The sequence below is a fragment of the Pigmentiphaga aceris genome (assembly GCF_008119665.1).
Lineage (GTDB): Bacteria > Pseudomonadota > Gammaproteobacteria > Burkholderiales > Burkholderiaceae_B > Pigmentiphaga > Pigmentiphaga aceris.
The window spans coordinates 4,872,515-4,894,294 of the sequence record NZ_CP043046.1; the positions used below are offsets into that span (position 1 = coordinate 4,872,515).

The following is a 21,780-nucleotide window of genomic DNA, read 5'->3' on the forward strand; positions in this document are numbered from 1 at the left end:
GTTCGTCTGACATAGACACGCTTACAATCGCGCCCGGCTCGCGTTTTCCTTCCGTTGCACTGGCCCGGCAACACCGCACCAAGACGACCCACAGGCACCCATGTCCAGCATGTCCACACCCACCGACAACAAGATCCCGCGCACCGTCTGGATACTGGGTTTTGTCAGTCTGCTGATGGACGTGTCGTCCGAGATGATCCAGACCCTGCTGCCGCTTTACCTGGTGTCAGGGCTGGGCATGTCCGCGCTGGTGGTGGGTCTGATCGAAGGCGTCTCGGTTGCGGTGGCGATGACCACCAAGATGATGGCTGGGGTGCTGTCGGACCGGATCGGCAACCGCAAACACCTGGTCGTGCTGGGCTACGGCCTGGGTGCCTTGTCCAAGCCCTTCTTCCCGCTGGCCGATTCGGCCATGACGATCATGGGGGCAAAATTTCTGGACCGGGTGGGTAAAGGCATCCGGGGCGCGCCGCGCGATGCGCTGATCGCAGACGTCACACCGCCACATATGCGCGGTCGCAGCTTCGGGCTGCGCAAATCGCTGGATACCGTAGGTGGCTTTGTCGGCCCACTGGTCGCCATCGGCTTGATGCTGGCCACCCACAATCACTTTCAGACCGTGTTCTGGGTGGCAACCATTCCCGCTTTCCTGGCGGTTGCACTGTTGGTCGTTGGTATCAAGGAGCCAGAAACGCCACCCGCCGCGCGCAGCAAAAAGGCCGGGTTGCGCTGGCGTGACGCCTTGCAGCTGGACGCTGCGGTGTGGGTTGCAATCGCCATCTCTGTACTTGTCAGCCTGGCGCGTTTCAGCGAAGCCTTCCTGTTGCTGCGGGCTGAACAATCCGGCTTCACGCTCGCCTGGGTGCCGCTGGTGCTGGTGTTCATGCACCTGATCTATGGCGGCCTGGCCTACCCCGTAGGCATTCTTGCAGACCGCTTTGGCAGATTGGGCCTGCTGGTGATCAGCCTGGTCTTGCTCGTCGCCGCCAATATCGTGATGGCACAAGCCACTGATGTTGTCACCCTGTTGATCGGCGTGGCCTTGTGGGGCGGACACATGGGCTTCTCACAGGGGATTCTGGCCACCCTGATTGCCGACACCGCCCCCGCCACCTCGCGCGGCACGGCCTTCGGCGTACTGAGCCTGGCAACCGGTGTCTCGGTGCTGCTTGGCAATCTGCTTGCCGGTGCACTGTGGGAATGGCAGGGTCCGGCCAGCACTTTCTACGCAAGTGCAGTCCTGAGCGTGCTCGCAATGGGTGTGTTGATGGGCCTGATGTACTGGCGAAAGCGTCGCAGCTTGGCGTGAATACAACGTCCAGGCCTGGATAAGTCCTGGTCTGGACGCAATTCCGTAACCAAGCGCAAGCCGTTTATCCGTCAGCGTCCGGCTCGCTTTCTACAATAGGGTCTTCCCTTTCTTCCGGCGTAACCAGCCATTGCGCCCGTGAAATGAGCACTTACTCTCTCGAACTCGCTGACGAAACCTCAACTGAAGCATTGGCGCAAGCCTTTGCACCGCTGGTTCAAGCCGGCGGACGCATTCACCTGCATGGCGAGCTTGGCGCAGGCAAAACCAGCTTCGTTCGTGCGTTATTGCGGGCTTGCGGGGTTACCGGGCGCATCAAGAGCCCGACCTTCACCCTGGTTGAACCTTATAAAGTTTCGAACTTATACTGCTATCACTTTGATTTTTATCGCTTTACCGATCCTCGCGAGTGGTTGGACGCCGGATTCCGGGATGCGCTGCGCGACGATGCCCTGGTGCTGATCGAATGGGCAGAGCGAGCGGCAGGGGTGCTTCCTCCCCCAGACCTGGATCTCACCCTTGCCTACGCCGGGTCGGGGCGTCTCGCCACACTGCAGGCAAGTACGGCTAAAGGGCACGCATGGCTACACGCAATTTCCCCACCGTCGACCCCGTCGCTGGATCCCACGGCGAAGCCCTGAGCACCGGCGCAACCCAGCGCCATACCGCAGCAAACCCGACGCGACGGCGCATGCTCACTGCCAGTGCCGCCAGCCTGCTCGTTCCCCTGATTCCCAGCAAGGCCTCGGCCGCGACCATCATGGCCGTGCGCATGTGGCCGGCTGCCGAGTACACCCGGGTCACCCTGGAACTCGACGCCCAGTTGAAGGCTGAACATTTCCTGCTGACCGACCCGCATCGCCTGGTGGTCGATATCGAGGGACTGGAGATCAGCCCTACCCTGCGCGAACTGGTGTCCAAGGTGCAGGCTGACGATCCCTTTGTGGCGTCTTTGCGAATTGCGCAGAACCGCCCCCACGTTGTTCGCCTGGTGATGGACCTGAAGCAAGGCGCACGCCCCCAGGTATTCACACTGAAGCCGGTTGGTGAGTACCAACATCGGCTGGTGCTCGATCTGTATCCGCTGGTCGAGCAAGACCCCCTGCTGGCCTTGCTGAACGACCGTCAGTCCGACCCGATGTCGCAAGTGCTGGACAACATTGCACGTGGCCCGTCAGTGGCCGCGCCGCCGCCAGTCCCGCCCGCCATCGCTGATGCCGCCCCGCCGCCAGCCGTGCCGACGCCGCGCGCAGCGGTGCCGGGCCGTCCAGTGATGCCGCCGCGCCCCGATGTCACACGCATGATCACCATTGCGCTCGATCCGGGCCACGGTGGCGAAGACCCGGGTGCCAGCGGTGCCGCCGGCACGCACGAAAAGAACGTAGTGCTGAGCATTGCGCGCCGCCTGAAAGCGCGGATCGACGCCCAGCCCAACATGCGCGCCATGCTGACGCGGGACGACGATTACTTCGTGCCGCTGAATGTGCGCGTGCAGAAAGCACGCCGGGTGCAGGCGGATCTGTTCGTGTCGGTACATGCCGATGCGTGGGTCAAGCCCTCGGCCAATGGGTCGTCGGTGTTCGCACTGTCTGAAGGCGGTGCAACCAGTACGGCAGCGCGCTGGCTGGCAGCCAAGGAAAACGCTGCCGATTTGATCGGTGGGGTCAACCTGGGTTCACAGGACCAGCAGATCGCCAAGGTTTTGCTGGACCTGTCGACCACGGCACAGATCAACGATTCGCTGAAGCTTGGCCGGGCGGTGCTGGAAGAAATCGGTGGCATCAACCGTCTGCACAAGCCCCAGGTTGAGCAAGCGGGCTTTGCGGTGCTGAAAGCACCAGATATTCCGTCGATCCTGGTTGAAACCGCGTTCATCAGCAACCCTGACGAAGAGCGTCGCTTGAACGATGCGGCCTATCAGAACCGCATGGCCGACGCGATCATGCAGGGTATCTCCCGGTATTTCGCACGCAACCCGCCGTTATCGCGCAACCGTCTGACTTGATCTTGCCCAGCCGCGGGCTGGGCAGATTCAGTTAACCCGGTGCAGTGACGTCACGCTGATGCACAGCGGTCAGCCGCCGCATGACCATTTCGATCGGGCCTTGCTTCAGCTTGAGACTCCAGGCCCAGGCGGCAAGCGTCGCCAGTGTCAAAAAAGCGCAAGCGGCAAGCATGGCATCGGTCAAGCTGCGACTGCCATCCAGTGCGCCAGTTGCCTCCATGATCCCCATTCCGATAACGATGTGAGCCAGATAAAGGCTCAGGGTCATGCGCCCGGCAGGCAGCAGAAAGTGCCACCTGCCGCTGGGCCAAGCGCTTGCCACGCGCAAGCAGAGGCCAATGGTGAAACTGGCTGACCCCATGCCCATGAGCAGGTAAAACGGCCCTGGTGGCAAAGGTGCGGTGCCCAGCAGCCAAGCCAGCCCACTGGGCTGATACCAGCGTGCCAACATGCTTGCCAGCGCTGCCATCAACAGCCCGACAACAAGCAATATCCATTGCGTACCGGCACGCTGCAAAGGCAGACGCGCCAACAACATGCCGAACAGAAACAGCGCAAGCCACGGCAACACAGGGTGAAAGCCATTGAACAACAGGTTGCGCATGAAGCCAGTTGGTGTCCAAAGGTCGGTATACAGCAGTGCCGTCCAGTTCCAGCCTTGGTTGTAATCGAGATATAGCAGCGCCAACCATGACGTCAATGCCACGGCAGACATGGCGGCGAGCAATACGGCCAGCCTGGCATGCAGCAGCGGCACTGCCAGCAGAAAGTACACAGCGTAGTAGTGGATGATGTCTGCGCTGAATATCAGCAGATTGAGCATTCCCACACCAAGCAAGAACAAGGCACGGCGTAGCATCCATATACGTGCCAATACAGGCACTTGTGCGCGTGTTGCCAGCGACACCCCCAAGCCAGCCAAGACTACAAACGTGGCGGATGCCTTGCCTTCGAGAAACCCGAACAGGCCTTCCAACCAGAGTGGGCCTTTGGTAGCGGGCTGCATTGCCAGTCGGAAGTTGACCAACACCATACCCGCCAAGGCCAGGTAACGGGCCAGATCCAGGCCGTCGAGCCTTGCTGTAGAGCTTGTCATGCGCCGAGCATCCCGCGCAAAAGCCCAGGATGGATGATTTCCATGGTCTGGTCGTTGGCAATGGCAGCGGTAGTGACAACAGTACTGGCAGCAGTACTGGCCGGTGTCATCAACGTCTGCCGCAAGGCATCGCTTTCAACAATATCGAGCAGCGCCTGGCTTACCAGCTGAGCTGGCGCAGCCGGCTTGAAGTTACCTTGTTGAGTGCCGCGCTCCACGGCATTCACCAGCGTGTCGACCAATTGCTGGCGATTGTGCGCAAATGCCGGCACAAGCTCGGGATTGCGTGCGATTTCGGCTAGACATTCGGCGCTCAGTACCGCCCAGTCATGCTGGCGGCAGAGCCTCCAATAAGCCGTGAGAAACAGCTGCACGTCACTCATCGATGGGGCAAAGACGCGTTCAAGCGAATGCAGCAATGGGGCCAGTTCGGCCTGCTCTTGATTCGCAACCTCGGCAATCAGTGCCTGCTTGCTGGGAAAGTAGTTGTACAGATTGCCCAGGCTGACCGAGGCAGCCAGCGCAATGTCACGCATGCTCGTCGCGTGAAAGCCTTTGTCTATGAAGCAGACGATGGCAGCCTGAATAATGAGCGCACGACGATCAAGAGAACCACGATCGGTCTGGCGATTGCTTTGATTCAGCTTGCTTTGACTCATGTCGACACCACAATGAACGAACGTTCGTTCATTGTGGTGGTTAAAAACCATGTTGGTCAAGCTGCAATGACGAAATAAAAAACGCCGCCTTGGCTATGCCAAAGGCGGCGTTTTCGTTCAACCTGCCTGTAATGCGCACGCAATTACAGACAAAAAGCGAATATGACCTACAAAGTGACAACATCCTTGCGTCGGAAGCGACGCAGGCCTTTCCAGACTCCCACGACCACCAGCGGCAGCACTGCACTGGCAATGCCCAGCAGCACGATCGTGTTCAGATGCTCGCGGACAAAGGGAAGATTGCCGAAGAAGTAGCCACCCAGCACCAGCGACATCACCCAGGTGACCGCGCCAACGATGTTGAACATCTGGAAGCGCGCAAAGGGCATGGCTGCGACACCGGCAACAAAGGGTGCAAAAGTACGAACCAGCGGAATGAATCGCGCCAGGATCACCGTCTTCCCGCCGTGCTTTTCATAGAACGCATGGGTACGCGCCAAGGCGTTGCGGTCCAGGAAGCGCAAGTTCATTGAGTACACGCGCACGCCAATAGACCGGCCAATCACGTAATTGAGCGTATTTCCGAGGATCGCGGCGGCAATCAGCAGCACGATCAGCACACCCGGATGCATGTGGCCGCTGGCAGAAAACGCGCCTGCAATGAACAGGAGCGAGTCACCTGGCAGAAATGGCAGCACGACAAGGCCGGTTTCACCGAAGATGATGAGAAACAGCACCACGTAGACCCACGTACCGTATTCTGCGATCCAGACGCCAAGCGTCTTGTCGATGTGGATCAGCATGTCGAGCAATTCAAGCATGAGTCGTCGTCTGTAACGAAATAAGTCGGAGGTGGGTGTCCCACTATAGCCCAGGGACCGCCACCCTATAATTACGACATGTCCGACCGCCGCTCGATCGCCCCCCTTCCAGACCTGCTTGTCAGCCAGATCGCCGCAGGCGAGGTGATCGAACGCCCGGCATCGGTGCTGAAAGAGCTGATAGAAAACGCGATCGACGCCGGAGCGCGTGCCATTGACGTTCGGCTCGACGGTGGGGGAATTCGTCGTATTGCCGTCACAGATGACGGCAGCGGCATTCCCGCCGACGAACTTCCGTTGGCTGTTGCCCGTCATGCTACTAGTAAAGTGCGTTCCTTACAGGAACTTGAATCGGTCGCATCAATGGGTTTTCGCGGCGAAGCGCTTGCTTCTGTCGCATCGGTCGCCCGATTGACCCTGATTTCGCGCACGCCAGACGCCCAGCATGCATGGCAGTGGCAGGCGGGCGAAGTCAGCCCAGCCGCAGGCCCGGTTGGTACGACTGTCGATGTGCGTGAACTGTTCGACACCGTGCCGGCGCGGCGCAAATTCCTGAAGTCCGATGCCACCGAGTTCGGGCACTGCGTGACCGCATTCGAGCGCATTGCGCTGGCCAACCCGCAGGTGGCGTTCAGGCTGTATCACCACGATCGCCTGCATCAGCAACGTTTGCCCACTGACCCGGTCAACCGTGTGTACGACGTGTTGGGCAGTGATTTCGCGCAGGCCGGCCTGCCTTTGCGCCATGCCGCAGGCCCGATCCAGCTGCACGGTGTGGTGTCGCGACCGACCGCGTCACGTGCGCGTGCCGACCGCCAATACCTGTATGTAAATGGTCGCTTCGTGCGAGATCGCACGGTGGGCCACGCCTTGCGTGCGGCGTATGCCGATGTGCTGCATGGTGATCGCCAGCCTGCGTATGTGTTGTTCCTGGACATCGACCCGGCAGCGGTCGATGTGAACGTGCACCCGGCAAAACACGAAGTGCGCTTCCGTGACAGCGGTGCAGTGCACCGGTTTGTGTCGCAGACGATTCTGCAGGTTCTGGCTCATGGGGCCGGGATCGACGGCACGGCCGACGCCGCGCAAGACGCTGCCCCGGTACCGGTGTCGCCTTCCACCTTCCAGCCCGCCACCCAGATGCCCTTCCGGCTGCATGAAGCCGCGCGGCTGTCGGATTACGCCAATGCGCTGATGCCCGGAGTCGGACAGGTGCCGGCCGACCTGGACAACGCAGTATCGCCACGCGCGTATTCAGCCGGTGATACGTCGCGGGCTCCGTATGGCGGGCAGCCGGCTGCAGGCATAAGCGCTGACGGTCCTGCCTGGACCCGCATCCCCCCGCCCGCGTCACCCGCGGGCGGCCCGGTGATGGCCGCCACCTGGTCGCGTTTTGCCGCGCGCCCGGCTGCTACCACCATGCCCACCGATGTCGAACATCCGCTGGGGCAGGCCATTGCCCAGGTGCACGGCATCTATGTGCTGGCGCAGAACGCGCATGGACTGGTGCTGGTGGACATGCATGCGGCCCACGAACGAATCATCTATGAACAGCTGAAGCAGGCGCTGGACGGCCGCGACATTGCGCGCCAGACCCTGCTGGTACCCGTGGTATTTCGCACCACCGAATCCGACGTCGCCGCCATCGAGGAACATCAGGAAGCGCTCGACGCGCTGGGCTTTGAGCTGCGACCGGCAGGTCCGGCATCAATCACGGTGCGCGCCATCCCGGCAGCCCTGGCCCAGGCGGATATCGAAACCCTGGCGCGAGACGTCGTGCGCGATATTGCCGAGGTTGGCGCATCCAGGCTGCTGACCGAACAACGCAACGAGCGGCTGGCCACCATTGCGTGTCATGGTTCGGTGCGCGCCAATCGCCGCCTGAACATCGATGAAATGAACGGTCTGCTGCGCCAGATGGAAGTGACCGAGCGCGCCGACCAGTGCAACCACGGACGACCGACCTGGGTGCAACTCAGCGTCGCCGACCTCGACAAGCTTTTTCTGCGCGGCCAATGAGCACTCTTGAATCTCCCCCGGTGGTCTGCCTGATGGGGCCGACCGCCTCGGGCAAAAGCGCCGCCTGTCTTGCCATCGCCGCCCGTTGGCCGATCGAAATCATCAACGTCGATTCCGCGACGATCTACCGGGGCATGGACATCGGCACCGCCAAGCCCAGCCCGGCCGAACAGGCGCAGGTGCCGCAGCATCTGCTGGATATTCTCGATCCGGCCGACAGTTACTCTGCGGGCCAATTCCGCGTGGACACCCTGGCGCTGATCGATGAGATCCGGGCGCGCGGGCGCATTCCGCTGCTGGCGGGCGGCACCATGATGTACTTCAAGACGCTGCGCGATGGCCTGGATGACCTGCCCCAAGGCGACCCAGCGGTGCGAGCCGCCATCGACGCCCGCGCAGCCGAGCATGGCTGGCCGTCGGTGCACGCGGAACTTGCGCTGGTCGACCCGCCCACCGCCGCACGTCTGTCGCCCAACGACAGTCAGCGCATACAGCGCGCGCTGGAGATCTACACGATTGCCGGCCAGCCCATGTCTGCGCTGATCGGGGTGAAGGCCAAGCCGACCGAACACCGCTACGTGAATCTTTGCCTGGAACCGTCTGAACGCAGTGGGCTGCACAAGCGCATTGCGCAGCGCTTCGATGCCATGTTGGCAGCGGGGCTGATCGACGAAGTGCGTGCCTTGTACCGCCGTGGCGATCTGCATGAAGACATGGCGTCGATCCGCTGTGTGGGATACCGCCAGGCCTGGGCATATATCGAAGGTCGGATCGATCTGAAGACCATGCGGGAACAAGGCCTGGCTGCCACGCGCCAGCTTGGCAAACGTCAGGTGACATGGCTGCGTGCGCTGGACGAACGCGTGACCATCGACTGTCTGGCCAGTGATGCGCAAGCGCAGATCGTGGATGCATTTGCTCGCGCGCAGCAGATTTGACGCCATCCGCCCGGATATCCGGGGCGCGCAGTTTCACTTCTTCTTTGCCTATCTTTCATGAACATCTCTGTCCTGCAGGCCGACTACCTCGATCCGATCCACGCCCGTGCCATCGAGTTCCTGCTGGGTGCTTACGCCCAGGACCCGATGGGCGGCGGTGAAGCCTTGCCTGCGGCCGTGCTGGGCAGGCTGGTGGGTGAACTGTCCAAGCGCCCGCACGCGTTCAGCGTATTGGCCTTTGTCGATGACCAGCCTGCGGGACTGGTGAATTGCTTTGAAGGTTTTTCGACTTTTGCGTGTCGTCCGCTGGTGAATGTGCACGATGTCGTGGTGTTGGACAGCTACCGGGGCCTTGGCCTGAGCCAGCGCCTGCTGGACTGCGTGGAAACCATGGCGGTCGCACGCGGTTGCTGCAAGCTGACCTTGGAAGTGCTGGAAGGCAACCGGACCGCACAGAACGCGTATGAAAAATTCGGCTTTGCGCCCTACAGCCTGGACCCGGCAGCTGGTCGCGCATTGTTCTGGCACAAGAAGCTTTGAGGCGAGCATCAGTGCACGAACCCGCCCTTGATGAAGCGGATGGGTTCGGCATCCATGCTGGCAATCAGTCTGCCCAGGCCATCGCCTGCGGTGGCCTGCCCAACCGGTTTTCCGGTATCGACGCGACACAGTAGATCAGCATCCGACCACCCTTGTTTGCCCGGCTCGCCCCGCGCGCGCAGCCAGCCATCCCGGTCGCTCAGTAGCTGTGTGCCGCCGAATGCATCGGCATCCACGCCCGACAAGGTCGCCAGCGCATCCCACGCGGCAGTGGACCGCGCGATGCAGTCGGGAATGCCGGGACCGGCGGGTAACGCGGTCTGGTCCTGATCGCGCATCAACCAGACGGTGTTCAGTCGTGGGTCTTCGAGCAAGGCGGCGGGCGCTTGGACAAGCCTGCCAGCGCCACCGTGGCTTGCTTCTTTGCCGTCCACCGCCACCACACGCACTCGCTGATGCTGCCATGCAGATACCTGTTCCTCGGGTTGCCGTCCACAGCGCAATACAAAGTTAGGCAGACGCACCGGGTTGCTCCAGCGCCCGCTGATTCGCAGGTTCTCACCCGCGCCCTGCGCCTTCATAAAGTCGATCACCGCCCATGCATCGGTATCGGACAACACCTGCCTGAAACCCGGCATGCTTGGCAAGCCATGACGATCCTGCACACCATGCAACACCCGCCAGAACACATCGCCGTCAGCCCGCCGCCACAACAAGGGCCCGGCCAGATTCGGGGGTGATACTGGTTGCGCATCAGCAAGCGGACCATCCCCCAACCCACGCGCGCCGTGACAGGCAATGCAGTGTTGCGCAAACAGGCTGCGACCGCGCTGAATGCTGTCTGCATCGAAGCCGGTTGGTGACTGATGAAAGCTGGTGGGGTTGGCCTGCACCCAGACGATGTGCGCGGGTGGCCACGGGGCAGCAAGCAGTGCCAGGACCGCCGTGGCCAAAAAAAAAAATGCCGCGCTGAATCGACGCCGCCACAGCAACCAGGCAGCGGCCGCGCCCACCCCCAGCGCCACCAAGGCGATCACCAGGGAAGTCGCCAGCAGCCGTGCCTGCGCGCGGTCGATCAGCAAGATATCGCCGGACAGCCGATACGCCCACGGCCACGCAGCCTGACCGTGGCTGGTGGCTACCAAATCAAGCTTGTCCAAGGTGTGCAACACGCCGGCCTGCGCCTGCTGCATGCCACGCAACAGGATGTCGACCCATGCAACGTCGGGAACAGCAGCCACGCGTCAGCTCAGCACATCGACAGTCAGAAACTTGGCAAATTTGGCGGGATCGGTGGTCTTCTTCAGCACACCAACGCCCTTCAAATCGCGTGCATAGAACTCGATTTCATCGCGCAATGCGGTGCCCACGGGGTGATGCCGATAGGTCAGGTCAGCCAAGATGGCGCGCAGGTCTTCCACCGGCACCTTGGGCACATAGTTGGCCGCAATACGCGCGGCTTCATTGGGATTGTCGGCAGTGAATTCCGAGGCCTGGATCAGCGCGCGCACCACACTCGCCACTTCGGTCTTGCGATCGCGAACCAGGTCTGCGCGAGCAGTGATGATGCAGCACAGCCGGTTCGCATAGTCGCCCGTCTGGATATTGGCAATTTCCTTGAACACGCCCGGGTTGCGTTTTTCGATCAGGAACAGGTTGGGATTGCTGTCGGAAATAACCTGGATCTCGCCCTTTTTGACGGCCAGATCAAGCACATCGCCGGGATAGGCGCGCCATTCGACATCTTTGTCCGGGTCCACACCGCGACGGGCCAGGTAGGTCGAGAAAAACTGGCGACCGGGGCCGGACACACTGCTGACGCCAATGGTCTTGCCCCGCACCGCTTCGATGGTCTCGATGCCGGACTCCTTGGTGGCCAACACCCGCAGGCAGCCGCCGTGGGCACTGCCGACAATACGCACATCGAAGCCAGATTCCAGCGGTTTCAGCCAGGCATGGGTCAGACCCACCGCCATGTCGGCCTTGCCGGTGGCCAGTGATTCCAGCACCTGATCCACCGACCCGGCAAAGCTGATCACATCGACATCCACCTGGTTCTGCTCGAACAGGCCGCGGTCGCGGGCAATCACTACCGGGGCCAGGCACAGCCCGGTGCCACTCCAGGAGAACACGACTTTCTTGCCGGTCGGTGCTCCCCAGGACACCCGCGTGCCCAGCAAGCCGGCGCTAGCCGCCAGGCCCAACGCACCCGCGCCTCGCAGCACGCTGCGACGAGCGATGCGTGACGGACCTGCGACAGAGATTTTTGGATCGAATATGGGCATGGCGGCTTCCGGAAAAGGAGATCGGACGATGAAGCCGTGGGTGCGAAAAAATATGCGAGAAGCTCGTGTAGAAACACGCACGACAACAACGCAAAACAACGCACACACGGCATGCCTGCGGGCTGCACTGCGCATCGCAGAAGCCCCAAGCCATCGACCTTACCGAAGCCTTGTCGCAAACCAAACCGACGAAATTTGCTTTTCTTATGGTGCTTTTCTTATGGCGTTTTTCTTATGCAGAGATGCTTATGCCGCACGCAGAGAACAGACGAAAAAAAGCCATGCAAGGTTCTGCATGGCTTGATTCGCAGCCGGCCCGAAGGCCGCTGCATTTGATCAACCGTGTGTGATCAACCGCGTTTGACTACATACGTGTGATCAAACACGTTCGATCAACTATCCGAAACGCTTAGACCACCACGGTCTGCGGCGTGCCCGGAGCCTGTTCGATGATCTCGCCCAGGCGGCTGACGGTTTCGCCCGATGCGCGCAGCGTGGCGATCACGGCGTCGGCCTCCGAAGCTGCAACCACCACCACCATGCCAATGCCGCAGTTGAAGACGCGGTGCATTTCTTCGTCGGCCACGCCACCTTCCTTCTGCATCCAGGTGAACAGCTGCGGCATGGTCCATGCATCGCGGTGCAGGCGTGCCGCCAGGCCCGGACGCAGAATGCGCGGCACGTTGTCCAGCAGGCCACCACCGGTGATGTGGGCCATGCCCTTGATGCCGTGTTGCTTGATGGCAGCCAGCATGGGCTTCACGTAGATGCGGGTCGGTGCCATCACCACGTCGCGCAACGGCTGGCCGTGGAAGTCGTCATCGGGCTTGGCACCCGTGCGTTCCAGAATCTTGCGCACCAGCGAGTAACCGTTGGAATGTGCGCCGCTGGAGGCCAGGCCCAGGACCACGTCACCGGGAATGATCTTGCTGCCGTCGATGATTTCCGACTTTTCGACTGCGCCCACCGCGAAGCCGGCCAGGTCGTATTCGCCGTCCGGGTACATGCCCGGCATTTCAGCGGTTTCACCGCCGATCAGTGCGCAACCGGCTTGCTCGCAACCGGTGGCGATGCCGCCGACCACGGTGGCAGCGGTGTCGACCGACAGACGGCCGCAGGCGAAGTAGTCCAGGAAGAACAGCGGCTCGGCACCCTGCACCAGGATGTCGTTGACGCTCATGGCGACCAGGTCGATACCGACCGTGTCGTGTTTGTCCCAGGTGAAGGCCAGGCGCAGCTTGGTGCCCACGCCGTCGGTGCCGGACACCAGGACCGGCTCACGGAACTTCTTGGACACTTCGAACAGCGCACCGAAGCCGCCGATGCCGCCCAGCACGCCTTCGCGCATGGTGCGTTTGGCAAGCGGCTTGATCCGCTCGACCAGTGCGTCGCCGGCGTCGATATCGACACCTGCGTCACGGTAAGTAAGGGGAGCGGAGCCAGGCTGATGTGCGGACATGGAAGGAACCAAAAGGGTAAAGCGAAACAGGAAGCCCCTGCGCGTGGTGCGACCACGTACTGGCTGGCGTGCCAGCCGACCTGCTTGCCACAGACTTGTCGGGGTGTGCCCGACAGGACGTATCAGCAGTACGTGGTATTAAAAACACGGCAAACGCGGGGTGAAAGCTATAATTTTATGATGATTGTTCCTTCGATGCCGCAAATTCGGATAAAGGCCCGGCTGACTGCCCATGTCCCGGGGCAGCGCACGCACGCGCATAGCCCGATGCACCGCCTGTCAGGCCCTGCTGACTCGGCCCTCGGCTCCGCCCAGGCGGAGCAGTGCAGGTGCGGATGTCCATGAAGCAGCTCCTGCTCGACGTCGTTCCCGGCCCGGCCCCTACGCTGGGCAATTTCGTCGTCGGCACCAATGACGAAGCATTTGCCGCTTTACAACACCTTGAGCGTGGCCGCGCCATCTACCTGTGGGGACCAGCCGGCTGTGGCCGCACCCATCTGCTGAAAGCGGCGACCGCCACGCCCGGCACGCTGTACCTGCATCCCGGCACCTCGCTCAATCATTTCGAAACCGCCATCAGCGGCATCGCCTCGCGGGTTGCGGTAGACGACCTGCACCGCATGGACGCCGACCGCCAGGCCGCCGTTTTCGCGCTGTACAACCAGTGGCGCGAATCCGCTGCCACCGAACACGCCATCTCGCTTGTGGTGGCCGGTGACCGCCCGCCCGCCAGCATGGCCTTGCGCGAAGACTTGCGTACCCGCCTGGGTTGGGACTTGGTATTCCGGCTGGAACTGTTGTCAGATGACGACAAATTGGCAGCGCTCGATACCCACGCCAGCAATCGCGGCCTGCAATTGGTGCCCGACATGCTGCTGTGGATGCTGAATCACTACGACCGCGACATGGGCCGACTGATCCTGCTGATCGACGCGCTCGACCGTTACTCGCTCGCCACCAAGCGCCCGATCACCACCGCGCTGCTGCGCACCGTGGTGGCACAACTTCCTCCCCCTCCGTCCTCCGGGTCGGCGAATCACACATGAGCGCTTTCCCGTTCGACGCACGGCGCATCGCGCTGTTCGACCTCGACCATACGCTGCTGCCCTTGGACAGCGACTACCAGTGGGCCGAGTTCCTGGCCGACACCGGCCGCGCCGGTGACCGCGAAGCGGCGCTGGCCCGCAATGTCGAACTGATGCATCGCTACAACGCTGGCAACCTGACCGCCGACGAATCGGCCGCCTTCATGCTGGGACTGCTGGCACGCAGCGCCCCGGCCGATCTGGCTGTGTGGCACGAAGACTACATGCGCGACGTGATCCGGCCGGCAATCCGCCCGGAAGCGCGGCAACTGGTGGACCGCCACCTGGCCGATGGTGATCTGGTTGCCATCGTCACCGCCACCAACACCTTCGTGACCGCCCCGATCGCACGCGCGTTCGGCGTGCAATACCTGCTTGGCACCGATGCCGAGTACCTCAATGGCCGCTACACCGGCCGCATCCACGGTACGCCGTGTTTCCGCGAAGGCAAGGTGACCCGCGTCACCGCCTGGCTTGCCAGCCAGGGCCGCAGTCTTGCGGACTACGAGCAGTCCTGGTTCTACAGCGATTCGATGAACGACGTTCCCCTGCTCGAAGCCGTGACCCACCCGGTTGCCACCAATCCTTCTCCTGCGCTGCGCGCCCTGTCTCAGGCTCGCGGCTGGGCGGTCACGGACCTGTTCGAATGATCAAAAAGCTCATCTCCCGGATTTTCAAGCCGCTTGGCGCACGCCCTGTTCTCAGCGTGAAGAAGCGCCAGCCGCTGCGCGTGCCGGTCAGCGAACACGGCATCGACCGTCGTCGTGTGTCACGCCACGCCATCAAGGTGTGCGACGTGTTGCAGGAAAACGGCTATGAAGCCTATATCGTGGGCGGTGCCGTTCGCGACCTGATCGCCAACGCCGAACCCAAAGACTTCGACGTGGCCACCAACGCCACGCCCGAACAGATCCAGCCGCTGTTCCGCCGTGCCCGCATCATCGGCCGCCGTTTCCAGCTGGTGCATGTGGTGTTCGGTCAGGAAGTCATCGAGACGTCCACCTTCCGCGCGGCCAGTTCCGACGACCAGACCAAGGACGAACACGGCCGCATTCTGCGTGACAACGTATTCGGCAACCTGCAGGAAGACGCTGCACGCCGCGACTTCACACTGAACGCGCTGTATTACGACCCGGCCACAGAGACCGTGATCGACTATCACGATGGCGTGGCCGACTTGAAGCAGCGCCTGGTGCGCATCATCGGCGACCCGGTGCAGCGCTACCGCGAAGACCCGGTACGCATGCTGCGCGCCGTGCGTTTCGCCGCCAAGCTCGACTTCAAGATCGACGCTGCCACTGGCGCGCCCATCAAGAGTCTGGCGAATCTGATCGAGAACGTGCCGGCCTCGCGCCTGTTCGACGAGATGCTGAAGCTGCTGACCTGCGGCCACGCCATGGACTGTGTGCGCCAGCTGCGCGCCCAAGGCCTGCATCACGGCCTGCTGCCCATGCTGGACGTGGTGCTGGAACAGCCCGACGGCGAACGCTTCGTGGAACTCGCGCTGGAACGCACTGACGCCCGCGTGCGCGTCGGCAAGACCATCAGCCCCAGCTTCCTGTTCGCCGCGCTGCTGTGGCAGCAGGTGCATACGCGCTGGGAGCAATACCAGAAGAAGGGCGAACATTCGCTGCCCGCGCTGGGCCTGGCGGTGGATTCGGTGCTGGACGACCAGACCGAGAAGCTCGCCATTCAGCGCCGCTTCGTGTCCGACATGCGTGAGATCTGGTTCATGCAGCCGCGTTTCGACCGCCGCGTGGGCAAGGCTGCCTGGCGCATGATCGAACAACCCCGTTTCCGCGCCGCCTGCGACTTCATGCAACTGCGTGCCGCCGCCGGTCAGGTCGACAGCGTGCTTGCACAGTGGTGGATGGACCTGGCGGACGCCAACGACACCGAACGCGCAGAAATGCTGGAAGACGTGGCACGTCAACCGCGTCCCGCAGCACCTGCCACCGGACCGGACGGTGCCCCCCGCAAGCGCCGCCGCAGCAACGCACGCCGTCGCGCACCGGCCAGCGACAACGTCACGCCGGACGCATGAACATCACGGCAGGCGAACCTGCGGGTTCACCTGCCGTGACCGTGCCTCCCACATCCAGACTACCGACATGACTGAGACCACCACCGCCCATCACGCTGCTCGCACTGCATGGGTGGGACTGGGTGCCAACCTTGGCGATGCAAGCGCCACGCTGCGGCAAGCATTGTCTGAATTGGCAGCAGCACCCGGCATTGCCGATGTCGTGCCCTCGCCCTTCTACCGCAGCGCGCCCGTCGATGCGCAAGGCCCGGTGTTCGTCAATGCCGTGACCAGGCTGCGCACCACGCTTGAACCGATTGCATTGCTCGATGTACTGCAATACATCGAGCAAAAACATGGGCGCGACCGTCCGTATCGCAATGCACCGCGCACGCTCGACCTGGACCTGCTGCTGGTCGAAGGCGTCAGCATGGACAGCCCGCGCCTGAGCTTGCCGCATCCGCGCCTGCATCAGCGTGCATTCGTGCTGCGCCCCTTGCAGGATCTGGACCCCGATCTGGTCTTGGAACAAGGCAGCTTCGAACACCTGCTTGCAGCCTGCGCCGACCAGGCGATCGAACGCAGTTAAGGTCCTTTCGGCCTACGCCGCAGACACGGCACCCAGCGGGATCGTCATCCCCACCTTCACGCGGTCCATGGCGATCGAGCTGCGAAACTTCCGAACATTGTTGTTCTGGAAAAACAGGCGCTTGGTCAGCGCCTCGTAGGCCGCCATCGACGGCACGATCACCACCAGCATGAAGTCCGCTTGCCCTGTGATGTAGTAGCACTGCTGCACTTCGGGTGTGGCGGCAAACTCGCGTTTGGCGGCGTCGATCAGGTCGGCGGTTTCGCTGATTATTTCCACTTCCACCAACACCGTGATCGACTGGCCAAGCAGGTTTGGGTCTACCAGCGCCACATTGGCACGGATCACCCCGCTTTCTTCCATGCGCTTGATGCGGCGCTGCACCGCGGGGGCAGACAGGTTAACGGCTTCGCCGATGGCACGCTGCCATGTGGTGTTGTCACGCTGAAGGATGTCGAGAATCGCCAGGTCAAAACGGTCCAGCGTGGGGTCTGAAGAAAACTTGCTCAACACGGCTCCTTGACGAAACAACGCTGCGTGCGAGCATCGCAAACGCAGTCAATTCCTCATGATGGACGCACTATATTTTCGTGTCGATACCACGAGGTCTGCCATGTTCGTTTCCAACACCCATCCGTCCTACCTTCAACCGCTGGATCGCATCGATGCAGCCACCTTGGGTGCCGACGCACATGCAAAGGTTGCGCGGTTCCTGGCGCAGCGCGATGCCAATGCCGTCACGCCTTTGCACGCCCTGCCCGCGCTGGCGAGCGAGCTGGGTGTAGGAAGCATCCACATCAAGGACGAAGGCTTCCGGCTTGGCCTGGGCAGCTTCAAGGCCTTGGGCGGGGCTTACGCCGTCATGTGTCTGGTACTGGAAGAAGCCAGCAAGCGCTTGCAGCGCACGCTGGACGTGGCCGACCTGCAATCTCCCGAGGTGCGTGCGATTGCGGCCACCATGACCGTCACCTGCGCCACCGATGGCAACCACGGCAGATCGGTTGCACAGGGCGCGCAGTTGGTGGGTGCACGCGCTGCCATTCTGGTTCACGCCGGCGTAAGCGAAGGACGCGTGGCCGCGATTGCGCGTTTCGGGGCCGACATGATCTGTGTCCCTGGCAATTACGACGATTCGGTGCGAGAGGCCGCCCGGCTGGCGTCCGAGCGTGGGTGGATCGTGGTGTCGGACACCTCGTGGCCGGGTTACGAGCGCATTCCCGGCCTGGTGATGCAGGGCTACACCGCGATGGTGGGTGAAGCCTTGCAGCAACTGCCTGCGGCCCCCACGCATGTGTTCGTGCAGGCGGGCGTGGGCGGTGTCGCGGCAGCCGTGGCAGGCCACCTGGCGTTGGTCATGGGCGAGCGCCGGCCGCGTTTTGTGGTGGTTGAACCGGCACGGGCAGCATGCGTCCATGCCACGGCCCAGGCCGGACACCTGGTGCGGGTTGCGCATGGTGAACCAACGGTGATGGCAATGCTGGAATGTTATGAACCCTCGCCGATTGCGTGGCGTGTACTGTCGCGCGTGGCCGAGGGTTTCATGACGGTGGACGAAGCAGACGCCATTGCCGTCATGAACCGATTGGCCCGCCCTGCCGGCGATGACCCAACCATCGTCGCCGGAGAAAGCGGCGGTGTGGGACTGGCGGGTTTGATCCGCGCCGTGGCCTCGCCCGATGCAAAGGAACAGCTTGGTTTGGACGCGACATCTCGCGTGCTGGTCATCAACACCGAAGGCGCGACCGACCCTGCACGCTACACAGAGCTGGTTGGTTTGCGGCCCGATCAGGTTCTGGCGGCCGCCTGAGCGGCAAACTTTCAAGCCAACCACCCACACCGTTACGGACTGATTTGTGAAAGACACTTTTGCCACGCGCGATGCGGTAATTGCACGCGCGACTGATATTTTCGACACCGGCGGCTTGCTTGCAACGCTCAGGCGTCGTGTTGCCATTCGCTCGGAAAGCCAGGAGCCAGCACAGGCCGCGCAGTCACTGGCCTATCTGCAAGACGAGATTGCACCCGCGCTTGCCCGGCTAGGCTTCACCACCCGGTTGCTTGCCAACCCGGTTGCTGCCCACGCCCCCTTGTTGTTCGCTGAACGGCATGAAGACCCTACGCTGCCTACCGTGCTGACCTATGCGCATGGTGACGTGGTGCGTGGCTACGAAGGCCAGTGGGCCGACGGCCGATCACCCTGGGAGGTGACGGTTGATGGCGATCGTTGGTACGGACGTGGTACCGCCGACAACAAGGGCCAGCACACCATCAATCTGGCCGCCCTGGAAGCCGTGATTGCGGCGCGCGGCGGCAAGCTTGGCTTCAACCTGAAGATCATTGTGGAAACCGGCGAAGAGATCGATTCACCGGGATTAAAGGCGGTGTGCGAAGCGGCGAAAGACACCTTTGCCGCAGACCTGTTTCTGGCATCGGACGGGCCGCGTGTATCCGCTGATCGGCCCACCGTGTTTCTGGGCTCGCGGGGTGAATTGAATCTGGAACTGCGGGTGGATCTTCGCTCGGGCGCGCACCACTCGGGCAACTGGGGCGGCGTATTGGCCAACCCGGTGGTCATCCTGTCTCACGCGATTGCCAGCCTGCTGGACGCACGTGGCCGCATTGCTGTGGAAGGGCTGCGACCGCCAGCGATTCCTGACGCCGTGCGCCTTGCGCTGGCAGATATCGAACTCGGCCAGGACGCCTCGTCACCGGCCATCGACCCTGACTGGGGTGAGCCGGGGTTAAGCCCTGCCGAGCGTGTGGTGGCCTGGAACGCCTTTGAAGTATTGGCGATCAAGGCGGCTGACGTGGATGCCCCCATCGGCGCGATTCCCCCGGTGGCCAGAGCAATCTGCCAGTGGCGCTTTGTGGTCGGCAGCGACTGGACCCGGGTCAGGCAGAACCTGGAGGCGCATCTGTCGCAGCATGGCTTTTCCGATGTTCAGGTGATCGTGCACGAGGCAGTGGAAGCCACTCGTCTGGACCCGGAAAATCCTTGGGTGGAATGGGCGTTGAGGTCGATTCAACGCACGACCGGGAAGAAACCTGCCCTGCTGCCGAACCTGGGCGGAACGCTGCCCAACGCGATTTTTGCCAATGTGCTGAAGCTGCCGACGGTGTGGGTGCCGCACGCCTACCCTGCGTGCTCTCAGCACGCCCCCAACGAACACCTGCTTGCCTCGGGGGCGCGGGAATCCTTGGCGCTGATGGCAGAGCTGTGGTGGGATCTGGGAGACATCCACACCACTTCTGATCAAGGTGCGGCAGGCACCACACGCAACAACCGTGCGCCGCGGCCTGCAGTCAGCAGCCACAAGGCACCATCGGGTGCCTGACGCATGTCGCGGATGCGCGCGTCCAGGTCGGCAAACAACACTTCCTGACTGACCGCGCCGTCCGCACCGATGCGCACTCGCTGCACCCGCTTGCCTGCCAGCATGGGCACCAGGAAATCACCCCGCCATGCCGGGAACATGGTGCCGGTGTAGTGCATCAGGCCGGCAGGTGCAATCGATGGCGTCCAGTTCACCACGGGCGGCTCCATGCCGGGCAACCCCGTGAATGGCGACACGCGTGCCCAGGTGTAGTCCACGCCCTGCGTGACCAGGGGCCAGCCGTAGTTGGCCCCTGACTTCAGGCGATTGAGTTCGTCACCGCCGCGCGCGCCATGCTCGGATATCCACGCCACCCCATCGACCACCGTGATGCCCTGCGCATTGCGATGCCCCAGGGTGTAGATCTCGGGCGTAGTGCCGGCCTTGCCAACGAATGGATTGTCGGGTGGAGCCTTGCCGTCACGGGTCAGGCGCAAGGTCTTGCCCAGATGGTTGGCGGGATTCTGTGCCTGTTCACGCTGGATGAAGGCGTCGCCTATCGTCAGCAACAAGGTTTCGTCGGACAGGAAGGCCAGGCGTCCGCCCGCGTTCGACCGAGTGCGTTTGAGCGGCAAGGCTTCGAACAGGGTACGCACGTCCTCAACCCGATTGCCGGTCAATCGTGCGCGGATCACACGGATGTTGTTGGCGGCGTCGGTGCCGTAGGCGTGGCTCAGATAGATGAAGCCGTTTTCGTTGAAGCGTGGATCGACCGCGATATCCATCGGACCGTCGTGCTTGTCCAGATAAAGCCCGCTGGGCAACCCGGCTACCGGGGTGGGTTGCAGGGCACCATCGACCACCAGACGCAGCCGCCCCGGGCTTTCGCTGACCAGTGCCCGCCCGTCAGGCAGGAAGGCAATCGACCAGGGGCGATCCAGTCCTTCGGCAATGGTTTCGACGCGGTAGCTTGTCGATGGCGCGGCAGTGGCAGCAGTCGCAGACATGCTCCCCGCCACACATAGCAGACTGCACAAGAGCGTCAGCATTTTCATGATGCCACTCCGTTGCCGAGGCGGCGCGTGGCGAACGCAAAGACTGCCCCGCCCACCGCCATGGCCAATGCCATCGACAACATGCCAAGGCTGCCTCGCGTGGCGGCAATCAGGGTGGGCATGGGTGCCAGTGCGTCGACAGCGGCAATGGCGGCATAAAACCCAAGGCCGCCCGCCAGGCTGCACCACAGATACCGGTGACCGTGACGGCGTGCAATCCAGGTGGCAACCGGCAGCGCGAGCAGCAAGATGCACAACGCGATGGGTGCCATGGTGCGCGAAAATCCCAGCAAGTCCTGGCCGGTGGTGCGCAGGCGCAAGGCTACCGGCACGTCCACGCCCATTGCGGTGATCTGTGCCAGATTGAACTGCGTCTGCACGACAGTGGCCAGCACCGTGGCGACGGCCGCAGCGGCCAGGAAGGCACCCACGATGGGCGGGCGGAACACGGATTTCAAGGGCATCGGGCAAGGGTCTCCGGCGTGGGGATGCGGGGCTTCAGGAGTCGGGCTTGGACTTTCGGCTTAATGCGTTGGACTTCAGGGGTCGGGGTCGGCTTCAAACACACCAGTGTGGGCGAGGT

Annotated in this window: 21 protein-coding genes; 12 read left to right on the forward strand and 9 right to left on the reverse strand. The window is 62.5% G+C overall.

Annotated features, from left to right (window positions below):
• Nucleotides 1–100 precede the first annotated feature (100 nt).
• The 3 genes from FXN63_RS21045 to FXN63_RS21055 all read left to right on the forward strand — a co-directional run bounded on the left by FXN63_RS21045 (nt 101) and on the right by FXN63_RS21055 (nt 3,314).
• Complete coding sequence (locus tag FXN63_RS21045) at nt 101–1,309, forward strand: MFS transporter (protein WP_222863951.1); 1,209 nt, start codon at nt 101–103, stop codon at nt 1,307–1,309.
• Between the two features lie 143 nt (nt 1,310–1,452).
• Nucleotides 1,453–1,950, forward strand: a complete 498-nt coding sequence (tsaE, locus tag FXN63_RS21050) for a tRNA (adenosine(37)-N6)-threonylcarbamoyltransferase complex ATPase subunit type 1 TsaE (RefSeq protein ID WP_148817198.1) — start codon at nt 1,453–1,455, stop codon at nt 1,948–1,950.
• 50 nt (nt 1,951–2,000) lie between these two features.
• Entirely contained in the window at nt 2,001–3,314 is a 1,314-nt protein-coding gene (locus FXN63_RS21055; RefSeq protein ID WP_246165256.1) for an N-acetylmuramoyl-L-alanine amidase, read from the forward strand.
• A gap of 31 nt (nt 3,315–3,345) precedes the next feature.
• Here the strand turns inward: FXN63_RS21055 and FXN63_RS21060 are convergent, their stop codons facing one another.
• From FXN63_RS21060 to FXN63_RS21070, 3 genes are all read right to left on the reverse strand, one after another.
• Nucleotides 3,346–4,410: a DUF418 domain-containing protein gene (locus FXN63_RS21060; protein ID WP_148817204.1), complete on the reverse strand. Its 1,065-nt coding sequence runs from the start codon at nt 4,408–4,410 to the stop codon at nt 3,346–3,348.
• A complete protein-coding gene (locus FXN63_RS21065; RefSeq protein WP_246165258.1) occupies nt 4,407–5,120 on the reverse strand; it encodes a TetR/AcrR family transcriptional regulator in 714 nt (237 codons plus the stop codon). The genes FXN63_RS21060 and FXN63_RS21065 overlap by 4 nt, the downstream gene beginning before the upstream one ends.
• Nucleotides 5,121–5,236: 116 nt before the next feature.
• Nucleotides 5,237–5,890, reverse strand: a complete 654-nt coding sequence (locus tag FXN63_RS21070; protein ID WP_148817207.1) for a VTT domain-containing protein — start codon at nt 5,888–5,890, stop codon at nt 5,237–5,239.
• A 78-nt stretch (nt 5,891–5,968) separates the two neighbouring features.
• Here FXN63_RS21070 and mutL point away from each other — a divergent pair, with 78 nt between their 5' ends.
• The 3 genes from mutL to FXN63_RS21085 are packed head-to-tail and all read left to right on the forward strand — an operon-like array spanning nt 5,969 to nt 9,387.
• A complete protein-coding gene (gene mutL / locus FXN63_RS21075) occupies nt 5,969–7,909 on the forward strand; it encodes a DNA mismatch repair endonuclease MutL (protein WP_148817209.1) in 1,941 nt (646 codons plus the stop codon).
• On the forward strand, nt 7,906–8,847 hold the full coding sequence (gene miaA / locus FXN63_RS21080) for a tRNA (adenosine(37)-N6)-dimethylallyltransferase MiaA (RefSeq protein WP_148817212.1): 942 nt from the start codon (nt 7,906–7,908) through the stop codon (nt 8,845–8,847). The genes mutL and miaA overlap by 4 nt, the downstream gene beginning before the upstream one ends.
• A 57-nt stretch (nt 8,848–8,904) precedes the next feature.
• Nucleotides 8,905–9,387 (forward strand): GNAT family N-acetyltransferase, encoded by a 483-nt coding sequence (locus tag FXN63_RS21085; RefSeq protein WP_148817215.1) that lies wholly within the window; start codon nt 8,905–8,907, stop codon nt 9,385–9,387.
• Between the two features lie 8 nt (nt 9,388–9,395).
• Here the strand turns inward: FXN63_RS21085 and FXN63_RS21090 are convergent, their stop codons facing one another.
• From FXN63_RS21090 to purM, 3 genes are all read right to left on the reverse strand, one after another.
• Entirely contained in the window at nt 9,396–10,628 is a 1,233-nt protein-coding gene (locus FXN63_RS21090) for a c-type cytochrome (RefSeq protein ID WP_246164921.1), read from the reverse strand.
• A gap of 3 nt (nt 10,629–10,631) precedes the next feature.
• Nucleotides 10,632–11,672, reverse strand: coding sequence for an ABC transporter substrate-binding protein (locus FXN63_RS21095; protein WP_148817217.1), 1,041 nt, complete (start codon nt 11,670–11,672; stop codon nt 10,632–10,634).
• 409 nt (nt 11,673–12,081) lie between these two features.
• Nucleotides 12,082–13,131 carry a phosphoribosylformylglycinamidine cyclo-ligase gene (purM, locus tag FXN63_RS21100; protein ID WP_148817220.1) on the reverse strand — a complete coding sequence of 350 codons (1,050 nt, stop codon included), beginning with the start codon at nt 13,129–13,131 and terminating at the stop codon, nt 12,082–12,084.
• Nucleotides 13,132–13,472: 341 nt separating this feature from the next.
• On the opposite strand from purM, the gene hda reads away from it, so the two are divergent.
• The 4 genes from hda to FXN63_RS21120 all read left to right on the forward strand — a co-directional run bounded on the left by hda (nt 13,473) and on the right by FXN63_RS21120 (nt 16,828).
• On the forward strand, nt 13,473–14,177 hold the full coding sequence (hda, locus tag FXN63_RS21105) for a DnaA regulatory inactivator Hda (protein WP_148817223.1): 705 nt from the start codon (nt 13,473–13,475) through the stop codon (nt 14,175–14,177).
• Nucleotides 14,174–14,866 (forward strand): HAD family hydrolase, encoded by a 693-nt coding sequence (locus FXN63_RS21110; protein WP_148817226.1) that lies wholly within the window; start codon nt 14,174–14,176, stop codon nt 14,864–14,866. The genes hda and FXN63_RS21110 overlap by 4 nt, the downstream gene beginning before the upstream one ends.
• Nucleotides 14,863–16,260: a polynucleotide adenylyltransferase PcnB gene (gene pcnB, locus FXN63_RS21115; RefSeq protein ID WP_148817229.1), complete on the forward strand. Its 1,398-nt coding sequence runs from the start codon at nt 14,863–14,865 to the stop codon at nt 16,258–16,260. The genes FXN63_RS21110 and pcnB overlap by 4 nt, the downstream gene beginning before the upstream one ends.
• A 67-nt stretch (nt 16,261–16,327) precedes the next feature.
• Nucleotides 16,328–16,828, forward strand: a complete 501-nt coding sequence (locus FXN63_RS21120; RefSeq protein ID WP_148817232.1) for a 2-amino-4-hydroxy-6-hydroxymethyldihydropteridine diphosphokinase — start codon at nt 16,328–16,330, stop codon at nt 16,826–16,828.
• 12 nt (nt 16,829–16,840) lie between these two features.
• On the opposite strand, the gene FXN63_RS21125 is transcribed toward FXN63_RS21120, so the two are convergent.
• Nucleotides 16,841–17,338, reverse strand: a complete 498-nt coding sequence (locus FXN63_RS21125; RefSeq protein WP_425468630.1) for an Lrp/AsnC family transcriptional regulator — start codon at nt 17,336–17,338, stop codon at nt 16,841–16,843.
• Between the two features lie 103 nt (nt 17,339–17,441).
• Here FXN63_RS21125 and FXN63_RS21130 point away from each other — a divergent pair, with 103 nt between their 5' ends.
• Together FXN63_RS21130 and FXN63_RS21135 are read left to right on the forward strand one after the other, a co-directional pair.
• Complete coding sequence (locus FXN63_RS21130) at nt 17,442–18,635, forward strand: diaminopropionate ammonia-lyase (RefSeq protein WP_148817237.1); 1,194 nt, start codon at nt 17,442–17,444, stop codon at nt 18,633–18,635.
• A gap of 46 nt (nt 18,636–18,681) precedes the next feature.
• Complete coding sequence (locus tag FXN63_RS21135) at nt 18,682–20,163, forward strand: M20 family metallopeptidase (protein ID WP_148817240.1); 1,482 nt, start codon at nt 18,682–18,684, stop codon at nt 20,161–20,163.
• On the opposite strand, the gene FXN63_RS21140 is transcribed toward FXN63_RS21135, so the two are convergent.
• Both FXN63_RS21140 and FXN63_RS21145 read right to left on the reverse strand, forming a co-directional pair.
• Entirely contained in the window at nt 20,082–21,149 is a 1,068-nt protein-coding gene (locus FXN63_RS21140; RefSeq protein ID WP_148817243.1) for a PQQ-dependent sugar dehydrogenase, read from the reverse strand. The two genes, FXN63_RS21135 and FXN63_RS21140, sit on opposite strands and share 82 nt — an antisense overlap.
• Nucleotides 21,150–21,193: 44 nt before the next feature.
• Complete coding sequence (locus FXN63_RS21145; protein ID WP_148817245.1) at nt 21,194–21,661, reverse strand: hypothetical protein; 468 nt, start codon at nt 21,659–21,661, stop codon at nt 21,194–21,196.
• Nucleotides 21,662–21,780 lie beyond the last annotated feature (119 nt).

Bases quoted from the DNA above. Each gene is read 5' to 3' on its own strand.
- FXN63_RS21045 (WP_222863951.1), top strand. From the start codon at position 101: ATGTCCAGCATGTCCACACCCACCGACAACAAGATCCCGCGCACCGTC.
- tsaE (WP_148817198.1), top strand. From the start codon at position 1,453: ATGAGCACTTACTCTCTCGAACTCGCTGACGAAACCTCAACTGAAGCA.
- FXN63_RS21055 (WP_246165256.1), top strand. From the start codon at position 2,001: ATGCTCACTGCCAGTGCCGCCAGCCTGCTCGTTCCCCTGATTCCCAGC.
- FXN63_RS21060 (WP_148817204.1), bottom strand. From the start codon at position 4,410: ATGACAAGCTCTACAGCAAGGCTCGACGGCCTGGATCTGGCCCGTTAC.
- FXN63_RS21065 (WP_246165258.1), bottom strand. From the start codon at position 5,120: ATGGTTTTTAACCACCACAATGAACGAACGTTCGTTCATTGTGGTGTC.
- FXN63_RS21070 (WP_148817207.1), bottom strand. From the start codon at position 5,890: ATGCTTGAATTGCTCGACATGCTGATCCACATCGACAAGACGCTTGGC.
- mutL (WP_148817209.1), top strand. From the start codon at position 5,969: ATGTCCGACCGCCGCTCGATCGCCCCCCTTCCAGACCTGCTTGTCAGC.
- miaA (WP_148817212.1), top strand. From the start codon at position 7,906: ATGAGCACTCTTGAATCTCCCCCGGTGGTCTGCCTGATGGGGCCGACC.
- FXN63_RS21085 (WP_148817215.1), top strand. From the start codon at position 8,905: ATGAACATCTCTGTCCTGCAGGCCGACTACCTCGATCCGATCCACGCC.
- FXN63_RS21095 (WP_148817217.1), bottom strand. From the start codon at position 11,672: ATGCCCATATTCGATCCAAAAATCTCTGTCGCAGGTCCGTCACGCATC.
- purM (WP_148817220.1), bottom strand. From the start codon at position 13,131: ATGTCCGCACATCAGCCTGGCTCCGCTCCCCTTACTTACCGTGACGCA.
- hda (WP_148817223.1), top strand. From the start codon at position 13,473: ATGAAGCAGCTCCTGCTCGACGTCGTTCCCGGCCCGGCCCCTACGCTG.
- FXN63_RS21110 (WP_148817226.1), top strand. From the start codon at position 14,174: ATGAGCGCTTTCCCGTTCGACGCACGGCGCATCGCGCTGTTCGACCTC.
- pcnB (WP_148817229.1), top strand. From the start codon at position 14,863: ATGATCAAAAAGCTCATCTCCCGGATTTTCAAGCCGCTTGGCGCACGC.
- FXN63_RS21120 (WP_148817232.1), top strand. From the start codon at position 16,328: ATGACTGAGACCACCACCGCCCATCACGCTGCTCGCACTGCATGGGTG.
- FXN63_RS21130 (WP_148817237.1), top strand. From the start codon at position 17,442: ATGTTCGTTTCCAACACCCATCCGTCCTACCTTCAACCGCTGGATCGC.
- FXN63_RS21140 (WP_148817243.1), bottom strand. From the start codon at position 21,149: ATGTCTGCGACTGCTGCCACTGCCGCGCCATCGACAAGCTACCGCGTC.
- FXN63_RS21145 (WP_148817245.1), bottom strand. From the start codon at position 21,661: ATGCCCTTGAAATCCGTGTTCCGCCCGCCCATCGTGGGTGCCTTCCTG.